The organism is Haloarcula sp. H-GB5, from assembly GCF_054850705.1.
The window spans coordinates 157,694-177,250 of record NZ_JBTWBG010000005.1 but is presented as its reverse complement, the minus strand read 5'-3'; the positions used below and the strand labels follow the sequence as shown (position 1 = coordinate 177,250).

Sequence of the window (19,557 nt, the reverse complement as noted above, 5' to 3'; positions counted from 1 at the left end):
GATCCGTCTGTCTGGAAACCGCCTCAAAAGAATCGTGATCGGCGGTTCGCCGTGTATCGCCGCTGCCGTCGACGCAGAAACATCAAACACAGTCGACGTCGTATCCCACCAACGGACTTTCGAGCGATATCTCGACGACGAACGCAACGCTTGTGATGGATACACCATCCCGTCTGTGATTCAGGATCAGCAACCAGTCGCCCACATGCTTGCTGATCTCGGAATACTCTCTGTTGATGCAATTGATGAGTTTGACCTCGATGACGACGCTGACCGCGCTCAAGTAACGAACTATGTCGCTCGTCACTTAGATCTGGAGCGCTACTTACGAGCGAAACAGAAAGCTCAGTGCAAGCGACTCGAACAGCTCACGAACGACTGGTTTGATTGGATACCTACCGCTACCCACGTCCTAATTCTTAACGACGGCAAGACGAGCGATGAGCACCTTGTGTCTCACGCTAACGGCAACGGGGTATGGGTGAAGTACCCATCAGGATGTGACGGGACAGTTTCAACCACAACGGTAAGTACTGGGACGGGAAGAAGTCTGAGTTGGATGCAGGCAGCTGTTCTCGATCCGTTCTATCAGAAACAGGTATCTTATTCTCGGCTCTCCAAAGAGCAGCGGAAAGCGGTCCAGCAATGGCTAACGGAGGCTGAGCGGGAGATGCTCGGGTTCCCTCAGCATACAAAACAATCAACCGACATGAACACCGAGACGGCCAGATCAGGACAGGCAGCATCGTCGGCAGGGTAGTTTGTATCTCCCTCCTGAGTGAGGGAAAGATCCCTGTGAAGGCACAAGCCGTTCAGAATCCCTTTAGCCGGCAAGTCAATCCCAGAACACTTGCAGAGCGGTGTGTCCATTCAAATACTCCAAATCGCAAGTATAGAATATAGGTGGGTAAAGCCCTATCAGCCGGAGATTTTGTATCTCCCTTAGGAGGTGAGGGAGTGAAGAGAAAGGAGGGCGGGTAGAGCCCCAATTCCCCGTATCAAAAATCGGGTTCACTCCGAGAGCGATATTAGAAACTATGAGCGACGTAGCCAACGCAGCATCGAATCTAGTCGATGAGTTCGACGAACACCTAAGCCTCGAACAGGACGAGGTCGAAGCCGAAATTACGGGGGTAATCAGCAAGTTCAGTCTCCCTGTTGACGAGGCAAAACGAACCGTTCGAAACGAGTACCTTGATGCCGCCGGAATCGAGGACACGAACGGAGTTCCCCCGGCATCCGGAGAGGACAGCGAATTCGACCCAACCCCGGTCGAAGAAATCAATGCGGACAACGAGTGGCACGACCTGCGTGTCGAACTTGTCCAGCTATGGGACCCGAACAGCGACCAGATGGAACAGGTCGGACTCATCGGTGACGAGACCGATGTCATCAAATTCACCCTCTGGAAGGACACCGAAGGCATCCCACCGCTTGAGGAGGGTAAAACGTACCACATCCGCAACGTGGTCACAGACGAATACAATGGTCGCTACTCAGTCAAGTTCACGAAAGCCTCCAGCATCGAAGTCACAGAAGACGACGAAATCACGGGCAACAGCGGTGAAGAGACCGTCGAAGGCATGCTCGTCGATGTAAAGACCGGGTCGGGCCTCATCAAGCGCTGCCCAGAGGGCGACTGCACACGCGTCATCCAGAACAGCCGCTGTAGCGAACACGGCGAGGTCGAAGGTGAGTTCGACCTTCGTATCAAGGGCGTCCTCGACGACGGTTACGTGGCGCAGGATGTCGTCTTCGGTGAAGAGCCAACTACTGAAGTGACAGGTATCTCGCTGGAGGAAGCGCAAGACCTTGCGATGGACGCACTCGATACGAGCGTCGTCGAGCAGGAGGTCAAAAATGAAGTCATCGGTCAATACTTCCGAATCGAGGGGCCGAAACTCGGTCGGAACATCGTCGTGAATGATGTGAAAGCCGTCAATGGTGTTGACGAAGACACTCTCCAGGCGCTCAAGATCCACCTCGAAGAAGCAGTCGACGCCGACACGGACACCGATACAGGCCAATCCGAGGCCTCAGCGTGAGAGCAATCAAGCAGCAACCAACCATAATCTGATTCAACAATACTCATGAGCCAGAGTCAATCCCAATCACAGCCGCAGCGTAACGAAGCCGTCCGCATGTTCGCAGATGAGTTCAACGAAGCCAGCATCGAGTTCCAAGAGCAGGGAGATGTCGACGACGAGGATGGGGAGAATAGTCGCGCTCCCAAATACCACTTACTTCCGTCAGGGGGTTGCGCGAACCGGGTTCTGATGATGGGCACGGTCACCGAAATCGATCAAGTCAGCGAGAGTCCGATCACGCTTCGAGCGAAAATTGTCGACCAAACAGGGAGCTTCTTCACCTACGCAGGAAAGTACAACCCCGACGAAGTCAGCTACCTTCAGAACCTTGAGGCTCCCGAGCATGTGATGGTGGTAGGCAAACCGAACACCTACACAACAGACGAGGGCGACACCTACGTCTCGGTCGAGCCGGAGAACATTACTGTCGTCGAAAAGGCGACACGCGACCGTTGGACAGCAGAAGCCGCTGTGCAAACACTTGACCGGGTCGACGCCTTCCGCAAAGGCGAAGCACCATATGGAGACGAAGCGGACCAGTACTACGACTTCGACCACGAAGACTTCGTGAAAGACATCAAAGAAATCGGTACAGAAATCATCAACGAGAATACCGACAAGACCGACTCAGCGGCACAACCGCAGGCACCATCGGCCTGAACAATGACGCTCAAAAAGTACGAGGAGCTCGGTCAGTTCGACCACTACATCCGACTCATCGACGAAATCGGCCTCGTAGACGAGTTCGAAGACGAATGGGGTGAGTCCTTTGACGAGTTTGAACTAGAGGTCAGCGAAAGCATCGTCATCGAGGAAACCCTGGATGCCGCCGAAGACACCTATGTCTTAATCGTCAACGAGCGACCACCAGCGTATCGCGTCCTCCTGATTGAGTAATCCGCAAGCAAACTTTCAATAACCTGCGGCCAAATATAGTCCAAGTGTGACCAGAGACTTATTGGAAGTTCCCTCCCACGCACTTCCGTGGTTAGGAGTGGGTTCGACTCCCATCTCTGGCGTCAGTCGTTCTCCTTGCCCAGGGGGAACGGCAAGGCCTGATCGGTACATCAGGCACTGCTCCCCAAAGTGCCAAGTACCGGCGTAGGTCGAGGTTCCACCCAGACACAATCCTCGCAGCTTTTCTCTGCGAGGGTTCCCCACCCCCATGCAGCATTCCTTTCAAATAGAGCCGCCAATTCATTTTGTCCAGATGAAACAAGGGGGGTTCGAAGCGATGGGAAAACAAAACGAGCGTACACAAACGACGTTCTCCTCGGTAGCGTAGCCCCTGTCGTAGGTGTATACCCCTCAGAATTCGGTAGAGGAATCTATATCAGCCTTGTAAAGGTGAGTTGCTTCGAAACAGAATCGCCTGATTGCTTCGAAGCAGAATCGCCTGATTGCTTCGAGGCAGACACAATACCATCTATGAGTCCGAACACATCTACGCAAGAGAACATACAGATTGAACAGACTATGGGTGTAGATACTCGTTCAGACGCGCTGAATCTGAACTCCCACAGTAACGTAAGCGGGGAGATACCTGTTGTCTACTGGGGTGTATCCTCTGGCAGCTCAATTAAATCACTCCGTATCGCATCAAGAGGGGAACAAGTCGAAGATCACGGCCACACCATCGACGGCTCGAGATTTCCTACACCGACACACGCTGAGATCAGTTTTGCCACGAGGAACAAGAACTCTCTCTGGAAAGGCCCCCAGTGGTTGATCGACTGTGGTGGGTTCACGGAACTTTCCCGTTCCGATGATGGCACGTACTCCTCGGATCTCTCTACCTATATTGAGTACCTCATCCAGCACCTTGACGATGGGATCGAGATCAAATACTGGGCGCTGCGGGACTGGCCAATCACCGATGAACTTCTCCGCGAACACGGGCGAACCGAACGGGACCACCAGCGGTGGACAATTCGCGACCACTGGAGATCGCTCGAATTGGCCGAAAAAAGTGGACTACTAGACCGCAGCGGCGTCAAACCAATCGCCGTGCTCCAAGGCGAAGACGTGGCTGGGTATCTCTGGATGCTCGACCATCTCCGTGAGAACGGACTGCTCACAGACCACGTCTGCCTCGGGTCAATCAAGAAGTTGGACCACCACCAAGTGCAGGACATCGCAGAAGCCGTCCGTGACGCACTCCCCAGTAAGTACACGCTCCATGGTCTTGGCATCACGAAGCGCCATCTCCAGTACCCCGGTATCCGCGAGCACTTCGACACCATCGACACGCAAGCGTGGAACAAGCAAACGAATCAACTGTCCACTGATCTTGAGCCGGTCAAAAACACCTGGATCGGGTACATCTGGGCGTTCCGCAAGTACGTCGAAAAGCTCCAGCAGCAGACGGAAACGACGTCCGAGTCCAGACAGGGAACAGGTACCAAACTCTTCGACTTCGCGGGAGGCCAGCAGTCGGTCGCCGGGCACTCAGACAGTCCGCTCAACGAGTGCGTATGCGGAACAACAATCGACCCGAACGCGATTTTAGACTATTACGACGACTCCGTAAATACGGAGAACACCGACCCCCTTGACGCACTCGATATGGCGGAGTGTCGGCACTGTCGGCGTCGTATCCTCAAACTCTCGATGCAGTGTCTCGACGACGTTCCAGACCGATTTGGCCCAACCTGACCCGAGGGGTAGGTTTGTAAACCCCCACGGGGGTAGAGGGTATAGAAGATAAGGTACCAGCATATCGGCGCTGTTGCCTCGAGGAAGACGTAGAAGGAAATCACCAACAGTGCAAGAAAGCATCCCAGACCTGATCGACGAAATCGAATCGCTTGAAACCGTCAACTCCATCGAGGCCGCTCTCGTGGAGACTGGGCCGGACGAATCCGCGTCCGTTGGTGACGTGCTTCGGTTCAACGCCGACGAGACAGACTACGACATCAAGCTCCCCGCCCGCTGAAAAAAAAAATCGCGAGGTGAGAACCTCAGATACACCACCGACCGGATGATGGATTCTCGCACAAACTCCCCAGTGTCCAGCCTGTTCAGCCAGCCTACGTTCACTCCGCAGGCCGAAACAGCTCCAGCAGTAAACCAACTCGCCAACGATATCGTCGAGTTGCTTCCAGACCATGAGACGTATGTCGAACCGTGCGCGTCCCGTGGGACGCTCCTCGGCGTGAAGCCAGCGAGTCGAAACGAGATTGTTAACGACGTCCACGGCGATCTCCTCCACCTGTATAACACTATCAAGGACGAGCACAGCGAACTTGTCCGATTCCTTGCGGAATCTCCACTCGATTCAAGCCTTCAAGCAGAGTGGGAGAAGACGTTCCTACGGGGCTATCGGCATACAGACGACATCGTTCGCGCAGCTCAGTTCTTCGTTCAGTTTGCCTCTCCCTCATCCGTGACAGGGAGTATCGATGACAGTCAGGACGCAATCGGAGAACACCTCCGAGAGTTTAAGCGTCGGTTCGACGATGTGCTAATCGAGGCCAAGACACCGCACGAATTGATGGGCGCATATGAGGACGATTCCGTCTGTATGTTCATCAACCCGCCGTACGACGGCAGCCGGTACGAATACGCGAATAGGTCGTTAGACCTCCTGATTATGGAGCATCTGATGGAGTGGCAAGGCGGCGTCGGCGGCGAGCCCTACTGGGCGCTACTCACGAAGCAGTCACCCAGTCCTATTTCGATGCTCCCAACAACCGACCTCAGCGGGAATACGCTGACGCGGAACTACAGTTTCAATCTTGAATCCACCTCACCCTTCCTCGAGGCAGATTCCACCGAGAACGGCATTACCCACCTCTCTGCATTCGGTGAACAGGAGGTAGCCTAGATGCCACGCGCTTCAGCCCCGTTCCCGTGGCCGGGAAACAAAGGTAGGCTCGCAGACTGGGTTCTCGACACCTTTCCTCGCCACGACACATACATCGACGTCTTCGGTGGGTCCGGAGCACTCCTCTTCGAAAAGATACCCGCAGAAACCGAGATCTACAACGACGCCGACGCCGACCTCGTGCAGTTTATGACCACCCTCCGTGACGCTTCCGAAGAACTCATCGACCGCCTCCAGATGATTCCGTACGCTCGTGAACTCCATCACGAGTGGACAACCGATTTCTTCGAGGGACACCGTCCAAGTGACCGAGTCGAACGGGCTGCACGATACTACTTCATCCGGCGTGCTCAATACGGCGGAGAGGCGGCGAAGAAAGCCGGGTTCCGAGCGACCGTCAGTGGTCGACGGAATCCAGCCCGTCAGTGGAACAACTCAATCCAGCGACTCTCCAATTTCGCACGCCGCCTACAAGGAGTACAGATCGAATGCCAAGACTACGCTGACCTCTTGACGGATGCCGCCTCCGGCACCCACTCTACAGTCGTATATTGTGACCCTCCATACCGAGATTCCACGAATCGCTACCAGCTCCGAGGCACACATGATTCGCAGGCGAAGTCGTCATCAAGTCCGGCATTCGACTTCGGGGAGTTCACAGCAACCATTAGAGAATTCGCCCGACAGCAGAACGGACCTCGCATTATCGTCTCCACCGACGTGATCCCCTCCGAGTTGGACTTCCTCCATCGCGTGTCGAAGGGGAGCAACTTCTCGATGAACGCAGCAGGCGGAACGAAAGAGACGGCAGAACATCTGCTAACGAATTTCGACCCAGAAGCCACTCCATCGCATACAGAAAACGCGAGTCTAACTGCGTTCTAACCCCCGCTATCCAGCAATATCAGCCGGAATTTTATATTATCCCTCTGTGAAGTGAGAGTATGGAAACACAAACGAGGATAGATCCGGAGATAGGGATGGACCCGCTCCGGGACAAGCCCGTCGTTTTACTCAGCATCAAAGAGCGATGGGCGAATGCCATCCTAGACGGTGAGAAACGCTACGAGTACCGCCGACGACCCCCGGCACAGGACCCGCCGTATCGCGGTGTGCTATACGCTACGGGCGGCCTGGGCGCTATCGTCGGCGGCTTCGAGACACACACTGTCACCGAAGCACCCGTCGACGAACTCATCGAACAGACAGTTCGTTTCACGCCCCACGAAACGGACGATCTCAAGGACTACTTCAAGGGCAAAGAAACCGGGTCAGCGATCCGAATTGACGGCTGGCTTGGTTACGACGATCCAGTTCCTCTAAACGACCTTCAGAGCGCCAACGCGGAGTTCACAGTCCCGCAGAACTTCCGATATCTCCGCCCGGACGAGGACGTGGAACTTCTCAACCAACTCCCCTATGACCGGGGTGTTCCATTTGAACGACAGCAGAGTGACTGTCAACCGACTCAACGAGATAACGGTCTCCGAACGCACATTCGTACGAACGAACCTTTCCGAGAATAAAGCTGAATATGTTTCTACCTCCCGTATTCGGGTGAAGGATGGAAGTGCCAGAGTATCTTCAGATAGTGTTAGAAGAGGCAGAAAACCGACTTGCTGCTAGCGAGAAATCGCCGTCAACGATCGCAAGTAGGATCGCAGAGGAACACGACGAACTCACAAGCCCTCTCCGCGGTGAGAACCGCTTTGACAATCTCATTGTGCTCAAGGATATCCGCGACATCCACGGCATCTGCGCCGACGAGCTAGAACCCTACCGTGTGACCTCACCCAGTACCGGTTCCTGGGGTGAAGCGACTGTAGAAGCAGTCGTGCGCCGCTCACTTGAGGACCTCATCTATACGCATCTCAGTGACGAACAGTCCAGGTTCATCTGAGTGAAGATGGACGAATCGACGGATGAATACGTTCAGAAAACCGTCAAGATGGTCCTCTACGATTTCATCCACAATGAGGGGACGCCACACGTACACGACGCTGTTGAGATCAACAGCGGTTACTGCCGTAGGTTCGCCAGCCGTGTCCTCAAACGGCTTGGTTCCCTCTCTAAAGTAACTCGTCAAGATGCTGAAGATATACACACATGGGTCGAAGTTGACGGTAAACACTATGACGCGGAAGTAGTTGGGGGCGTCGACGACCCGCATGACCTACCGATCTGGGAGCGACTCACCGATAGCCGTCGAGAGCACGCAGCAGAAGCCTGTAGCGTGCTCAACCACACGAAATTCCGTGAATAGCCTTTCATGCGCTATGGGTAAATGTTTTTACTGTTCCCCGAATATTGGTAATTGAAAGATGTACGAAGTATTCGACGGAACGGCGGCACGGGTCCTCCTCGGTCTCAATAGCGGGGACTCTATTCGGAACGTCTCCCAGCGGATTGGGACGCCTTACGAGACAGTCCGGCAAGCAGTCAACCGGTTAGAAGCCGCTGGATTCGTCGAGTACGATAAGGGCCTGTATCTTACCGACGAAGAAGTTCGTGACCGCGCACTCAGTTTGTTGACGGCGAGCGCCCGCACAAGTAGTCCAACTATCGAGGAAGCATACACGCTTCCACACTTTGCTAACCTGCAGTTCGCCTTCACTCGGATCGACGCTGTCTACGTGTGGACACAAGGTGGGTATCAAGTCGGTCGAGATCCAGACGACTATCCGCTGTTCCTCACCGTCCAGCAAGCAGATACCGACGCCTGGAGGGACTTCTTCAGCCAATTCAACATTCCCGTAGCAAACGAACGACAGCCTGCAGAGAGTAATGAAAGCGCGCTCCAGATCGTCTTGGAACCTCGCGACTGGCTCGATACCGATACTGTGGAAGGCTACCCCGTTATCCCCAGAAGCGAGACCATTGAGTACATGGAAGACAATTACGCCGCCTTCGCGTCAGCGCTGGAGATGCTTGACCAAATGTATGAGGAGCTATCACTCGATGTGAACTACAGTGAACACGACCACGCCACCCCATAAGATATGAGTTTCAACGACCGGAGTAACGCTCTTATCAGCCTCCTTGCCGATTTGAATGAGAGTCCCCACCAATTTGTTCTCGTCGGCGGGTACGCTGTCTCCGCATTCGAAACGCGGTTTTCGACTGACCTTGACGTAGTTATCGCACCCGAGGATCGAGATGCTGTCATCGAGTTCCTCAAGACTCGGGATTTTAAAAAAACAGAATCCCAAAGTAAGGAGTGGATCTACGACACCGAAGTCACTCAATACGAGAAGCGGCTTACCCCACAGCAACCAGTGGGTGTTGACCTCCTCATCAATGGTCTCGGTTGTCGACAGACGGAGGCACAGTGGTCGTTCAACTACCTCCTCAACCACAGCAAAAAGCAGACCATCAGCGGAGGGACAGAGGAAACAACTGCTCGGACCGTCACGGGTGATGTCCTTATTGCGGTAAAGCTTCATAGTGGGCGTGAAACCGACCTTCGTGACGTTCTCGCTATCGCGGGAGACGTCCCACTCACTCAGATAACGCCCCATCTCCATCGTGGTGACGAAGAGAAACTTCGCGACCAGCTGGAGCAAGGAGTCGAAGTACTCGATAGCGACGAACTCCGACACGGATTCCGAAGTGACTTCGGGGCCTCAACAGTCTCTGAAGATACTGTCGAGCAGCTCAAGCAATACCTCGACGAGCAGATTGAGCGGCTTCCAAAGTGATTTTTATCTCCCAATGGAGCCAGAGGAGAGTAATAATGCACGCGCAGATATCCCTCACCACTTGGTGCTCGGACACCCGCCACATCTTCACTTTCATCGGAGATACGGAGCGAGGAACCATCTATCCTAAGGAGATGGACCAAGGGGGAGAACACTACCGAATTGGCTGGGATGACGTCCCCAACGAAGTCGAATCAGAGTTAGACGAGATGGGGGACTGGGAGTTCGTCGAGGAATGATCGATGATGAGTTCGCGCCGACATATCGCTCACTACATCAGCAGTTGAGCATCAAGACTGAGACTCCCTTACGAAATATGGCCAACGGCTTGTCCAGGACTGCTTAGCTGAACTCCCGTCTGTGTGTTAGTGGAGTGAGTTTATACCCCTCTACAGAGAGTAGACGGAGATAGTATGCCTGATACCATCAAAATCGAACTCTGGATACCAAGGCGATCAGACTCGCGAATCTCCAGCATCTCCGAGGAAGTCGCTAGCATCACGGACTCAGAACCCGAAGTCATAGATGCCACCAACTCACACGTCCAGATCCTCACAAGTACCAACTCGTTCGACGACTGTTCAGCGTTAGAATCCTGGATTCCAAGTGAGTTCCCCGACCACGAGAAGTGGATCGACTCATCGGAGACGCGTTTTACACTCCGCTTATCGCCATCAACACCTGACGTAAACAGTGTCCTGAGCAAAGACGAAATCAATCGACTCAACAGTTAAACCACAGAAAGAACGATGGGATTCATCACAAAAGAACTTGACGCCAGTATCGTAGACGCAATCAACGCTCTCCAAGAGGCTATCGAGAACAGTAATAATCCAGAGTGGGTTGCGCCGGTTCCACTTCTCGTTCAGGATGTCGGCAACCCCAACATCACGGGAACGTTCTGCGAGACAGCCCACGATGCTATAGATGCAGCTCGTTACCACGACAGTAACACAGCCCATGTGACATCAGTTCTCAAGATCACGGATGCTGATGCGCTCGGTGACCCGGAGAATGGACCGTCGTTCAAATACGACCACATCGACAAGCTCGCTGAACCTCCGAGTGAAGTAGTAGAGGCCTGTATGGACTGGTACTACCAGAACAACAGTGCTATCGAGGAAACGGACGGGATTATCTTTCGATATCTCGAAGGGTTCTACCTCCGGCTTTTCCTCTCACCAGAGGCAGAAATCGTTGACCACCGACTTCTCGCCCGGTATACCGACGAATAGCGACCGGAACGCTACCAGAGGGAGAAACAGCATTACTGTGTTTCACGCTATTCAAGAATTCAACCAGAAGTTCTCTTCCCGTTCTACAGGTCGCGTGACTGCACCGTCTTCCGATCGTTCGCCGCTGCGCGTTCGGCGGCCTTGTCGACCAGTTCCGCGGCTTCCTCATCAAGCGCTTCGTAGAAGTCAGATGCAACGTTGTGGTCGTCGAGATGCTCCTTGACTGCTGCCTTGACAATTAGGTCAGACATTCCACTTGAGATGACAACAGAGTGGGTTATAAACATTCCTAAACTGGAACGGTTAAACTAGCGATTTCGGCCACCTCATGCCTATTTCACCAGAAAAAGAGGGATGGGTTTGTGCCTCTCCATGGAAATTGGCAGAGAATAAGGAGAATCATCAAGAGACCATCGGAAACGTCCGAACACGCTCAGGCTCGATTTCAATGATTTCAACGTACTCAGACACATCTACTGGTCGAACAAACAGAAAGGACAGACAGCGATAGGAGGAATAAGCATGGAATCAACACGCCACCAGACACAAGCAAGCAATACGGCGTCTGCAGGAACCCGCCAGCCGGTTTCGCAGGCAGAAACAGAGGCTCAGAGCACTTCTCACGAAAAAGAAGCTCTTGATAGCGGGGAGTGTCCAGAATGCGAAAGCCACCTCACAACAGACTCAGACGAACAATACTGTGAACAATGCGGGTACGTCAACGAATCTCCTACTATCGACCACGGCCCCGAATGGCGAGCATACAACAGTGAGGGGAAAGCAAAAAAGTCGCGCGTTGGCTCCCCACTCACCGAAGCTCGGCACGATCGGGGACTATCAACTAACATCAGCTGGCAAGACAAGGACGCAAACGGAAACCCGTTATCATCCAAGCAACGCGCGAAGATGAACCGGCTGCGGACGTGGGATAAACGATACCAGACACAGAACCGGCGCGAGCGTAATCTCCGAAGCGGCATCACAGAGGTCAAGCGGATGGCGTCAGCACTCGGCCTTCCAAGAGATGCAGTCGAGACAACTTCTGTTATTTTCCGCCAAGCGAGCAAGCAAGATCTTCTTCTCGGGCGGTCAATTGAAGGAGTCGCAACTGCCGCACTCTACATCGCAGCTCGGATGGAGAAGATTCCACGGACGTACGATCAAGTAGAGACCGTCTCTCGCATCGAAATTGAGCAGGTGAAACGGACTCAGCGCTATCTTGTGCACGAGCTCAATCTTGAGCTAGGGCCGGCATCTCCGAGGATTTACTTGCCGCAGTTCGCCAGCAAGTTGGATCTTCCGCAAGAACACATTCAAGAAGCGAACCGGCTTATCGACAATGTTGATGAGACCACGATGAGCGGTTACAAGCCCACGGGCCTTGCTGCTGCCGCGCTCTTTGCAGCAGGCCTAACTACTGGCCAATTGGTTACTCAAGCCAGTCTCGCAGAGATATCCGGTGTGACTAAAGTCACAATTCGCAACACGTACACAATCTACATCACTGCTGACGACTTGAATTCGCTTACGAGCGATAACGTAGATGAAATGAATTCGCTCGATGTCGCAAGCAAGTACAACCCTGGCGACAGCTATGAGTATATCATTCACGGATACAGCGATAACTGAGAACAGTCTGGTTGTTTTGAGTCGCTGGTCCATTTTCCCTCTCGAAAAGTAGTAGAGGGGGGGAAACAGTGTGAAACAATAGATACTGAGAGGTCATTCAAGCACTGATACGGCGAGGAACTCAACCACTCAATCTACACGCCCTCAGTCAACAATTGATAGAAAAATCTAAATTACCTCGTGCAGACTCATCACCAAGCGCAGATGGACAAGATTACAGAACACCTGTGGATTAGCGACGCAGAAAAAACCCGACAACTACCAGACAATCACCAGTTCGACGAAGTCGTAACCCTAGGATACTACGACGGGCTCGGTTTGGAGTGCCCGGAAGCATCAACAACTGGCGACGAGCTCACGTTTCTCGATGGTCCCCACAACTACGAGAAGTTTGCAGCGGCAGTAGACTACGTACTGGAAGCACTCGAAGCAGGGGACACAGTACTCGTTCACTGCCAAGCCGGCATCTCTCGCTCCGGAGGAGTCTGTTCAGCAGCGTTAGCCATACACGAAGACCTCCCTAGTGAGCAAGCACTATCAATAGTTCAGCAAGCCCGGAAAAAGGTCTACCCCGAATCCGAGATTCGGGCAAGTATGCAGCGCTACATCGACGAGGCCACAGCAGAATCCGTTGCAGTCAAAAGATAGCTGTACAATCGGTTTTTATGACCCTTATTCTGGCGAAGGTTTTACTGAAAGATGGGACATGAAAGAGTCTTAACAGTCAAAACGACCGATGGTCGAATATACGCAGTGGACAAGTGGGAAAGTACCAACTGTTCACCAGCCACAAAAGAATGGAAGTATCCCGCCCGAATCAAAGACCTCGATAATGGCCGTAGGTTAGACCGCTGGGAGACAGCGGACCGTCCAAACTATGCGATCGCAAATATGGACAGCGTTCTTGAAATAGCCATTGAAGGCCTTGAACGGCTTCTCATCGACCATCATATCGACGCGGAGACCATCACTGTCACCCGAAACGTCAGCCTCTGTGAAAGCGAGCTCAAGAGCGAAGTCGATGTCGACGCTGAGTTCGTCGATTCGTCACAGACTTCCATTCGAGCCTAATCCGAGAAACACCTATGAATTCACCACCAACCAGCACTGAGACGAGTCGTAAAGACCCCGAGAAGCTTTCAGACGAAGACCTCGTGGATGTCTACTCGGAAGTAGCAGAAGCACCAACCTCAGAGTATTCAGTTGCCTACTACGACGTAATCGTTCAGGAAATGGCTGAACGGTTTGAAGCAAACGTTCTCAACAACACAAAATCCGAATGACCTCACAACAACAAATGAGCGCGAATCCAATCCAGGAACCGAACAATGTGTAGTCTCAGGGACTTCGGAGGCGGCATCAACGACGCTGGATCCCAATCAACGCCCAGTCGGTCTACTGTTTTCCCTCGTGGCCGATGTGAAGCAGTCATCGGGGACGGACACCAGATCCGACGCTGCCAGAACGATGCTGCCCGTGGACGAGACTGCTGCTACCAACACAACGACAAAAAGAACCAAGTCACAATCCACAGTGACCCTTCAGCCCTCCTTCGATTAGGTAGACAGCGGTCTGGGTCGTGCCGTGCTCTGAAAGAAGACGGAAAACGGTGCAACAACTCAACCACTGCCACAAGAATCCTCTGCGGAATCCATCAAGATACCCAAGACCCCGACATCGTACAGCCAACGGAGAAGGAACTCAATCAAGAACTCATTCACGAAGCACTCACCTCACTGGACGCTGCTGTGAATTAGCAGGAATACGGACGTGTACTGGAAGATGTCGAAATCATTTACGGCTACAAACAACTCCGAAGCAGTTCTGTCACAAGCTGCTAACTCCGTCCTCGAAATGCCGCTCCCAGATGATCGACTTGCAGATTCCACCCGTACAGCCGTGTATGAGGAGCTTTCGCGGCATCTTCCCAATGCTGAACCAATGGGTCAGGGATACGGGCGGGCCGTCATCTGGGTGCCTGAGCTACCCCACCGTCAGCTCACCCCCCAGGAAGCGGAGCAGACCTACGACGGTCTGGTCCTCAAATTCGCGTACAACGATTTCAATGATGGGGGTGGCATCCGGCAGAACAAGGCAGAGATCAGCATCTGGGAACGCGGAACGCCCATCATCAGCCGGGAGCACCTCACACCCGTATTCGAATCTGGTACAGAAAGTCTCTGGCTCGCAATGCCATATCGGGATATGGTACGTCGATCGTGGTGGTTCGAAGACCAGATCATCGAAATCTTTGGTGAAATCCCCCGCGGGGATATCGGCACGAAGCACTGCTGGGGAATTGAACCAGCTGGCGGAATGGAGTGCTACGACTACGGGCGGTGTCCGACCAGTCCCACAGATTAATCGGCTTCACACATGGGTTTGTCCCTCTCCACGAGAGTAGAAGAGAAGCCCAATGTCAGAAACGTCGTCTTCTACCCTTGATAAATTCGAGACCGCCAGCCAGCCCACTACTGTCAATGAACTACCCCCAACTCCCTCCGAGGAGGTTATCGAGGCCTTCCAGTCAATCGAACGGTGGCAATCAGCTGTTCGAGTGAACGAGAAGTCTGAAAAACTTCTCGTGGGGCGTTCTCCAAACCACAATCGAAAATCGTACCGGCTCTACCACTCGGAAGCCGGTGGTTTCAGATTCGCTGGGAGACTCACCCACGAACAGACGTTCGGCCAGGAGACGGAACACCGTGTCGGGTTCGTGCCTGGTGACACGCCGGGTGAAGAGACCGTTGTCGAAGCAGTCAGTAGTTTAGAGGTCCTCGAGGACGACCGAACAGCGGAACTCGATGACGTTCTCCCGAGAATTCGTACCGCGCTGACGGACAGTGACTGGTCAAGTGGGCGTGCTGATACCGGCTATGGAGAGTGGATTCAGGCAGTAAATCTGCTCGCGGACTACCTCAACGAGTCGTACAACGAGGGCGAGATCGTTCTCTCCACAAAGGCCGTGATGCAGGCGAAGGTGATGCACGCTATCGCCCGCTATCCCCTGAGTGCAGAAGACCTCCTCTCGCAAACGGCAGACTGTTTCAACGATGGACTTGACGAAGGAGTCTACGAAGCTAGCCCGATGGCGCTCCGAGCAGTCCTACTCGCCTACGCTGACGAGGAAGCCCAAGCTGACGAATCGTAAAGAGAGCATCAAAGCGAAGTCCGTGTGTACCAGAATACCCGGAACACAAGAACAGGAGACTACAGATGGTTATCAACACCGCTACTGACGAACGTACAGACATCGAAGAGACCGACCGTGTGTTCGTTCGCGCTCAAGGAGCCGACCTCGGACGCACCGGAACTGTAGATGAAGTCTACGACGGCCCCCACAGCGAAACGTACGTCGTTGACCTCAACGGCTCCGGTGACGCCCACGTTTCCCGTGACCGTCTTCTCTCGGCTACGGAGATCAACAACGTATTCCATACCGACAACTAACGTCTATTTCTCCGTCACACAGGCACCCAAAAAAAAGGCACAGAACGTGAGTCAACCGCCGAGTATAAGCCGGAACCAACCAACGAACGGGACTTTCGTCCGAACAGTTCCTTCTATCCAACGTTCCCGAATCGGAGGCGACATTCCAATAGCTTGGTCGTACGACGGGTTGGCGTCACCTTTCGTGATGTACCCCGCATTCGGCGCAGGGCACTTTCGAAGTGACTGGCAGCTCTCAGCGCCATTCAGGTAGGCTGGGTTCGCTTTATCAAACCAGTTCTCTCCTTCCTCTACGTAAAACATCGCCCGGTGGACTGTCGATTGGTCATCGAAATCTGATGACGTAAACACGATAACAGAGCCATAGTCCTCAAATGTTCGATAGCCAACATCACGGCCTTTTTGAAGCGTTACAATCCCGTTTTCATCAGCAGCGTCCGGCGACAACCGGCCCTCTTCCATTATAACGATGATATCTCCTTGCTGAATACTCGGGTCCATACTCCCACTGGATACCGCAGCGAACGGAGGCCAGACCCCAGAAACTGCGACGATCAGCGTTGTTATAGCCATCGTAAATAGGAGGGCTATCAAAATATCTCGCCCCCACTGATACAGAGGCGTCTCGGTAATGCTATCCAGTCCCTCCTGCAGTTCGACATCCTCGGGTTCGGTCTCGTTTTGTGAGATAGCCGACTCACTAGAGGTGGTGTGCGACGCACGATCCGAACTCATTGAATCCCATTTTCTGGTGATTCGCTAAGAAGGTATCGAACGCCTCATTATCGATGCCTCGGAGCCAATACGCGACCGAATTAAGTATGACCGGAATAAACTTAGGATACTAATGAATGCGAGCGACGAGGACGGTAGCACCAGCGTCTTTGTTATATTCCACAGACGTCTTCTCACCGCGTCTGCCACGCAAATCGTCCAAGCGTTCGCATTTTTTGCCCTTGCAGTCTTCATCATCTGGAACCGCATTCGAAACTACAGTAACCTAATCCAAGACAACGGAGAAATTACCTTCCAGTCTGCCGATGCCTGGTACCACCGTCGAAATGTGCGTTACACCGCTGACAACTTCCCGAATACATTATCATTCGACCCGTTCACAACGTTTCCAACGGGTAACCACGCCGGCCAGTTCGGGACTGTCTTCGACCAATTTCTTGCGGTTCTTGCACTCATCATTGGTAGAGGAAACCCGTCCGCTTCGACGATAGACACAGTTCTTCTATTCGCACCGCCAGCCCTCGGCGTCCTAACTATCGTACCACTCTACCTGCTGGTGAAAGAACTGGGCACCAGCTGGGGCGGGCTTGTGACCGTCCTTGTAGTCGCACTTACTCCAGGTCTCTTTCTCTCCAGAACCGTTGCAGGATTTGCCGACCATCACGTCGCAGAAACCCTACTCGTCGCGACCGCTCTCTACTGTTACACAAAAGCACTGACAGCTCGTCGTAGCATAAACCCGCCACTAACCCTCTCTTTACACCGATTAAGGAAGCATAAGCCAACGTTCCGATGGAGTTTCCTCGCTGGAATATCAACCGGCCTCTACCTGTTGACCTGGCCGGCGGGGGTGTTTTTCATTGCCTCGCTTGCAGTATTCTTCCACATCCAAGTGATTGCAGACTACATCCGAGGTCAAGAAGGACGTTCTACCGCCCTCCTTGCCGCCGTGAGTATGGGGACAACGAGCGTCATCGTCTCCCCGTTCCTCACTACCATATCAGTGACTGCAACTGAGACGAGCATCCTTCAAGCTGCACTTCCAGTTATAGTCGGCCTTTCGACGGTCGTCATCAGCGAGATCGCATATCGTTGGGAAGATACAACAATTGGTAAAGCGAAATTCCTACTGACTCTCGGAGTAGCGGGAGCACTAGGTATAGCAAGCTTCTGGGTGGTGTTCCCCGAAATAGTAGCGTTCTTCATCGGGAAAAGCGAATACGTGATATGGTTCGTGGGAGGGCACGACAGCCCCGGTGTCGCGGAAGCATCCTCCTTACAAAACCCGCTGGAATTCGGATTTATTACCTATGGAGTTGCTTTGATCACAGCAGTTGTGGGTTGGGGCTGGATGTTGGCCCGTGCTGTTCGCGGCCAAGGTAGTACAAAGTCGTACACACTACTCGTCGTTTTCTCAGCGACCGTCGCGTCCGCGACTGTCTCACAGGTTCGCTTCGATTACTATCTCGTGATCGCTATCTCCATTCTCTCGGGGTGGGCGGTTCAGCAAATCTATCATACCCTCAAAGGTCGATGGGATGCAAAATCGGTCGGTGACGCCAGGTTCCGAGCGAAAATTGTTACCAGTGCAATCATTATCCTCATTATCGCCCCTTTCGCGATTTCAGGAGCAACACTCACGGCAGCGGACAACTACACGTCGGTATCCAGTGACGACGGCTGGCGGCAAACATTTGATTGGATCGAGTCCGGAACGCCAGCTCCTGGTTCATACAGGACTGGAGAATCACCCCGATTAGAGTACACGGGTGCATACTCCGATGTTGGTGACTTCCAATACCGAAACGGGGAGTACGGGATAATGACTCGGTGGTCCGCTGGCCATCGGTTGACCGTCGAGACGCATCGTATTCCGGTTTCAAATCCGCATCAATGGCACGCACCGACTGTCGCAGACATCCTCTTAGAGACCGACGAGTCAGCAGCCATTGAGAAGACTGACGAAACCTTCGGAGAAGCAAGTGGAGTGCCGTATGTGATTCTTGACGATTCATGGGGGAGCGGAAACAATCCTCAGTTCGCTAATCCGGCACACTTCGAACAAAGCCACGATCTTGAGGCGTCCGATCTTCATCGCCAGCTCGTTAATCCGGAAAATGGAGAAAAGATCACACACATCCAGTCAGCACGTAGTTACCAGAGTCTTCGGACGCGACTCTATCAGTTCCACGGAAGTGCGGCCCCCGCAAGTAGCCTTGTCGTCTACTACAACACCACCCACAGAGAGGGGACAATCGCGGCACCTCGTGATGCTCCTCTCGTCCGTGAGTTTAAATCGCCGAAAGCCGCAACGGAAGCCGCAACAGGCAACCCAACAGCGGTCCGGGGTGGCCTTTATAAGGAGCCACCAAACTCAGTAAGAGCTCTTGAACATTTTCGGTTAGTGTACGCGTCGGAACAAACCGTATCAGGTACTCCCCAGTCACTCCGAAACCAGTCCTCGTTCGTCGGCGAAAAGCGAGGTTCCGAAGTCAAGGTCTTTGAGCGTGTTGAAGGGGCGACCATCACTGGCACCGCTTCTCCCGGCACGACGGTAAAAGCCAGCGTCAATCTCTCGATCACGACCACGGGAAAAAGGTTCACCTATACACAGTACACGACAGCTTCTGAAGACGGCACATTCGAGTTGACCGTTCCATATGGGACAACAGGGTACAGCGAATATACGACCAGTGAAGGCTACACGGATACGAGTGTGAGAGCGCTCGGCCCATACGAAGTCGTCACTATGAACTCGTCCACAGGTCGCGTCATCAAGAAAGGCGAAGTAGCAATCTCAGAGGGCGCTATTCTCGGGGAATCAGACGGTGAAGTGGTCGTGTTTGAGTAGGTAGACTACCCCGCAGATGGTTTTTGAATCCCCTAGACGGTGAAGA

26 protein-coding genes are annotated in these 19,557 nt (G+C 53.3%); 23 read left to right on the top strand and 3 right to left on the bottom strand.

All coding sequences use genetic code 11. The annotated features are described in order from the left end of the window. Together ACYJ11_RS19095 and ACYJ11_RS19090 are read left to right on the top strand one after the other, a co-directional pair. Window positions 1-760, top strand: a 760-nt coding sequence (locus tag ACYJ11_RS19095) for a hypothetical protein (RefSeq protein ID WP_461649033.1), incomplete at its 5' end; no start/stop codon positions are given. A 277-nt stretch (window positions 761-1,037) separates the two neighbouring features. Further along, a complete protein-coding gene (locus tag ACYJ11_RS19090; protein ID WP_461649032.1) occupies window positions 1,038-2,045 on the top strand; it encodes a replication factor A in 1,008 nt (335 codons plus the stop codon). A 66-nt stretch (window positions 2,046-2,111) separates the two neighbouring features. Here the strand turns inward: ACYJ11_RS19090 and ACYJ11_RS19085 are convergent, their stop codons facing one another. Continuing rightward, window positions 2,112-2,240 carry a hypothetical protein gene (locus tag ACYJ11_RS19085; protein WP_461649031.1) on the bottom strand — a complete coding sequence of 43 codons (129 nt, stop codon included), beginning with the start codon at window positions 2,238-2,240 and terminating at the stop codon, window positions 2,112-2,114. A 36-nt stretch (window positions 2,241-2,276) separates the two neighbouring features. On the opposite strand from ACYJ11_RS19085, the gene ACYJ11_RS19080 reads away from it, so the two are divergent. The 13 genes from ACYJ11_RS19080 (at window position 2,277) to ACYJ11_RS19020 (ending at window position 10,846) form a co-directional block, all read left to right on the top strand. After that, window positions 2,277-2,747, top strand: a complete 471-nt coding sequence (locus tag ACYJ11_RS19080; protein WP_461649030.1) for an RPA family protein — start codon at window positions 2,277-2,279, stop codon at window positions 2,745-2,747. A gap of 3 nt (window positions 2,748-2,750) precedes the next feature. Next, entirely contained in the window at window positions 2,751-2,984 is a 234-nt protein-coding gene (locus ACYJ11_RS19075; RefSeq protein WP_461649029.1) for a hypothetical protein, read from the top strand. Window positions 2,985-3,812: 828 nt separating this feature from the next. Next, window positions 3,813-4,742, top strand: coding sequence for a deazapurine DNA modification protein DpdA family protein (locus ACYJ11_RS19070; RefSeq protein ID WP_461649028.1), 930 nt, complete (start codon window positions 3,813-3,815; stop codon window positions 4,740-4,742). A 109-nt stretch (window positions 4,743-4,851) separates the two neighbouring features. Beyond that, window positions 4,852-5,022, top strand: coding sequence for a hypothetical protein (locus ACYJ11_RS19065; protein ID WP_461649027.1), 171 nt, complete (start codon window positions 4,852-4,854; stop codon window positions 5,020-5,022). Window positions 5,023-5,070: 48 nt separating this feature from the next. Continuing rightward, entirely contained in the window at window positions 5,071-5,913 is an 843-nt protein-coding gene (locus tag ACYJ11_RS19060) for a DNA adenine methylase (RefSeq protein ID WP_461649026.1), read from the top strand. Then, a complete protein-coding gene (locus ACYJ11_RS19055; RefSeq protein ID WP_461649025.1) occupies window positions 5,914-6,798 on the top strand; it encodes a DNA adenine methylase in 885 nt (294 codons plus the stop codon). It abuts the gene before it with no gap. A 59-nt stretch (window positions 6,799-6,857) separates the two neighbouring features. Continuing rightward, window positions 6,858-7,439, top strand: a complete 582-nt coding sequence (locus ACYJ11_RS19050; RefSeq protein WP_461649024.1) for an ASCH domain-containing protein — start codon at window positions 6,858-6,860, stop codon at window positions 7,437-7,439. A 38-nt stretch (window positions 7,440-7,477) separates the two neighbouring features. After that, window positions 7,478-7,813, top strand: coding sequence for a hypothetical protein (locus ACYJ11_RS19045; protein WP_461649023.1), 336 nt, complete (start codon window positions 7,478-7,480; stop codon window positions 7,811-7,813). Between the two features lie 6 nt (window positions 7,814-7,819). Next, window positions 7,820-8,176 (top strand): hypothetical protein, encoded by a 357-nt coding sequence (locus ACYJ11_RS19040; protein WP_461649022.1) that lies wholly within the window; start codon window positions 7,820-7,822, stop codon window positions 8,174-8,176. 58 nt (window positions 8,177-8,234) lie between these two features. Next, window positions 8,235-8,909 (top strand): RNA polymerase subunit sigma-70, encoded by a 675-nt coding sequence (locus tag ACYJ11_RS19035; protein ID WP_461649021.1) that lies wholly within the window; start codon window positions 8,235-8,237, stop codon window positions 8,907-8,909. A gap of 3 nt (window positions 8,910-8,912) precedes the next feature. Next, entirely contained in the window at window positions 8,913-9,611 is a 699-nt protein-coding gene (locus ACYJ11_RS19030) for a nucleotidyl transferase AbiEii/AbiGii toxin family protein (protein WP_461649020.1), read from the top strand. A gap of 413 nt (window positions 9,612-10,024) precedes the next feature. After that, window positions 10,025-10,345 (top strand): hypothetical protein, encoded by a 321-nt coding sequence (locus tag ACYJ11_RS19025; protein WP_461649019.1) that lies wholly within the window; start codon window positions 10,025-10,027, stop codon window positions 10,343-10,345. Between the two features lie 15 nt (window positions 10,346-10,360). Next, a complete protein-coding gene (locus ACYJ11_RS19020) occupies window positions 10,361-10,846 on the top strand; it encodes a hypothetical protein (RefSeq protein ID WP_461649018.1) in 486 nt (161 codons plus the stop codon). A gap of 83 nt (window positions 10,847-10,929) precedes the next feature. Here ACYJ11_RS19020 and ACYJ11_RS19015 read toward each other — a convergent pair whose 3' ends face one another. Continuing rightward, on the bottom strand, window positions 10,930-11,097 hold the full coding sequence (locus ACYJ11_RS19015; RefSeq protein WP_461649017.1) for a DUF1931 domain-containing protein: 168 nt from the start codon (window positions 11,095-11,097) through the stop codon (window positions 10,930-10,932). A gap of 271 nt (window positions 11,098-11,368) precedes the next feature. Here ACYJ11_RS19015 and ACYJ11_RS19010 point away from each other — a divergent pair, with 271 nt between their 5' ends. The 7 genes from ACYJ11_RS19010 (at window position 11,369) to ACYJ11_RS18980 (ending at window position 15,925) form a co-directional block, all read left to right on the top strand. After that, complete coding sequence (locus tag ACYJ11_RS19010) at window positions 11,369-12,475, top strand: transcription initiation factor IIB (protein ID WP_461649016.1); 1,107 nt, start codon at window positions 11,369-11,371, stop codon at window positions 12,473-12,475. 204 nt (window positions 12,476-12,679) lie between these two features. Next, window positions 12,680-13,123 (top strand): protein-tyrosine phosphatase family protein, encoded by a 444-nt coding sequence (locus tag ACYJ11_RS19005; RefSeq protein WP_461649015.1) that lies wholly within the window; start codon window positions 12,680-12,682, stop codon window positions 13,121-13,123. Between the two features lie 105 nt (window positions 13,124-13,228). Further along, a complete protein-coding gene (locus ACYJ11_RS19000; RefSeq protein ID WP_461649014.1) occupies window positions 13,229-13,546 on the top strand; it encodes a hypothetical protein in 318 nt (105 codons plus the stop codon). Between the two features lie 14 nt (window positions 13,547-13,560). Further along, window positions 13,561-13,758, top strand: a complete 198-nt coding sequence (locus tag ACYJ11_RS18995) for a hypothetical protein (RefSeq protein ID WP_461649013.1) — start codon at window positions 13,561-13,563, stop codon at window positions 13,756-13,758. 658 nt (window positions 13,759-14,416) lie between these two features. Beyond that, entirely contained in the window at window positions 14,417-14,839 is a 423-nt protein-coding gene (locus ACYJ11_RS18990) for a hypothetical protein (protein WP_461649012.1), read from the top strand. Between the two features lie 352 nt (window positions 14,840-15,191). Beyond that, a complete protein-coding gene (locus ACYJ11_RS18985; RefSeq protein ID WP_461649011.1) occupies window positions 15,192-15,626 on the top strand; it encodes a hypothetical protein in 435 nt (144 codons plus the stop codon). Between the two features lie 65 nt (window positions 15,627-15,691). Beyond that, window positions 15,692-15,925: a hypothetical protein gene (locus ACYJ11_RS18980; protein WP_461649010.1), complete on the top strand. Its 234-nt coding sequence runs from the start codon at window positions 15,692-15,694 to the stop codon at window positions 15,923-15,925. 51 nt (window positions 15,926-15,976) lie between these two features. Here the strand turns inward: ACYJ11_RS18980 and ACYJ11_RS18975 are convergent, their stop codons facing one another. Then, complete coding sequence (locus ACYJ11_RS18975; protein WP_461649009.1) at window positions 15,977-16,660, bottom strand: S26 family signal peptidase; 684 nt, start codon at window positions 16,658-16,660, stop codon at window positions 15,977-15,979. 112 nt (window positions 16,661-16,772) lie between these two features. Between ACYJ11_RS18975 and ACYJ11_RS18970 the strand changes: the two genes are divergently transcribed. Continuing rightward, window positions 16,773-19,511 carry an oligosaccharyl transferase, archaeosortase A system-associated gene (locus ACYJ11_RS18970; RefSeq protein WP_461649008.1) on the top strand — a complete coding sequence of 913 codons (2,739 nt, stop codon included), beginning with the start codon at window positions 16,773-16,775 and terminating at the stop codon, window positions 19,509-19,511. Window positions 19,512-19,557: the final 46 nt, after the last annotated feature.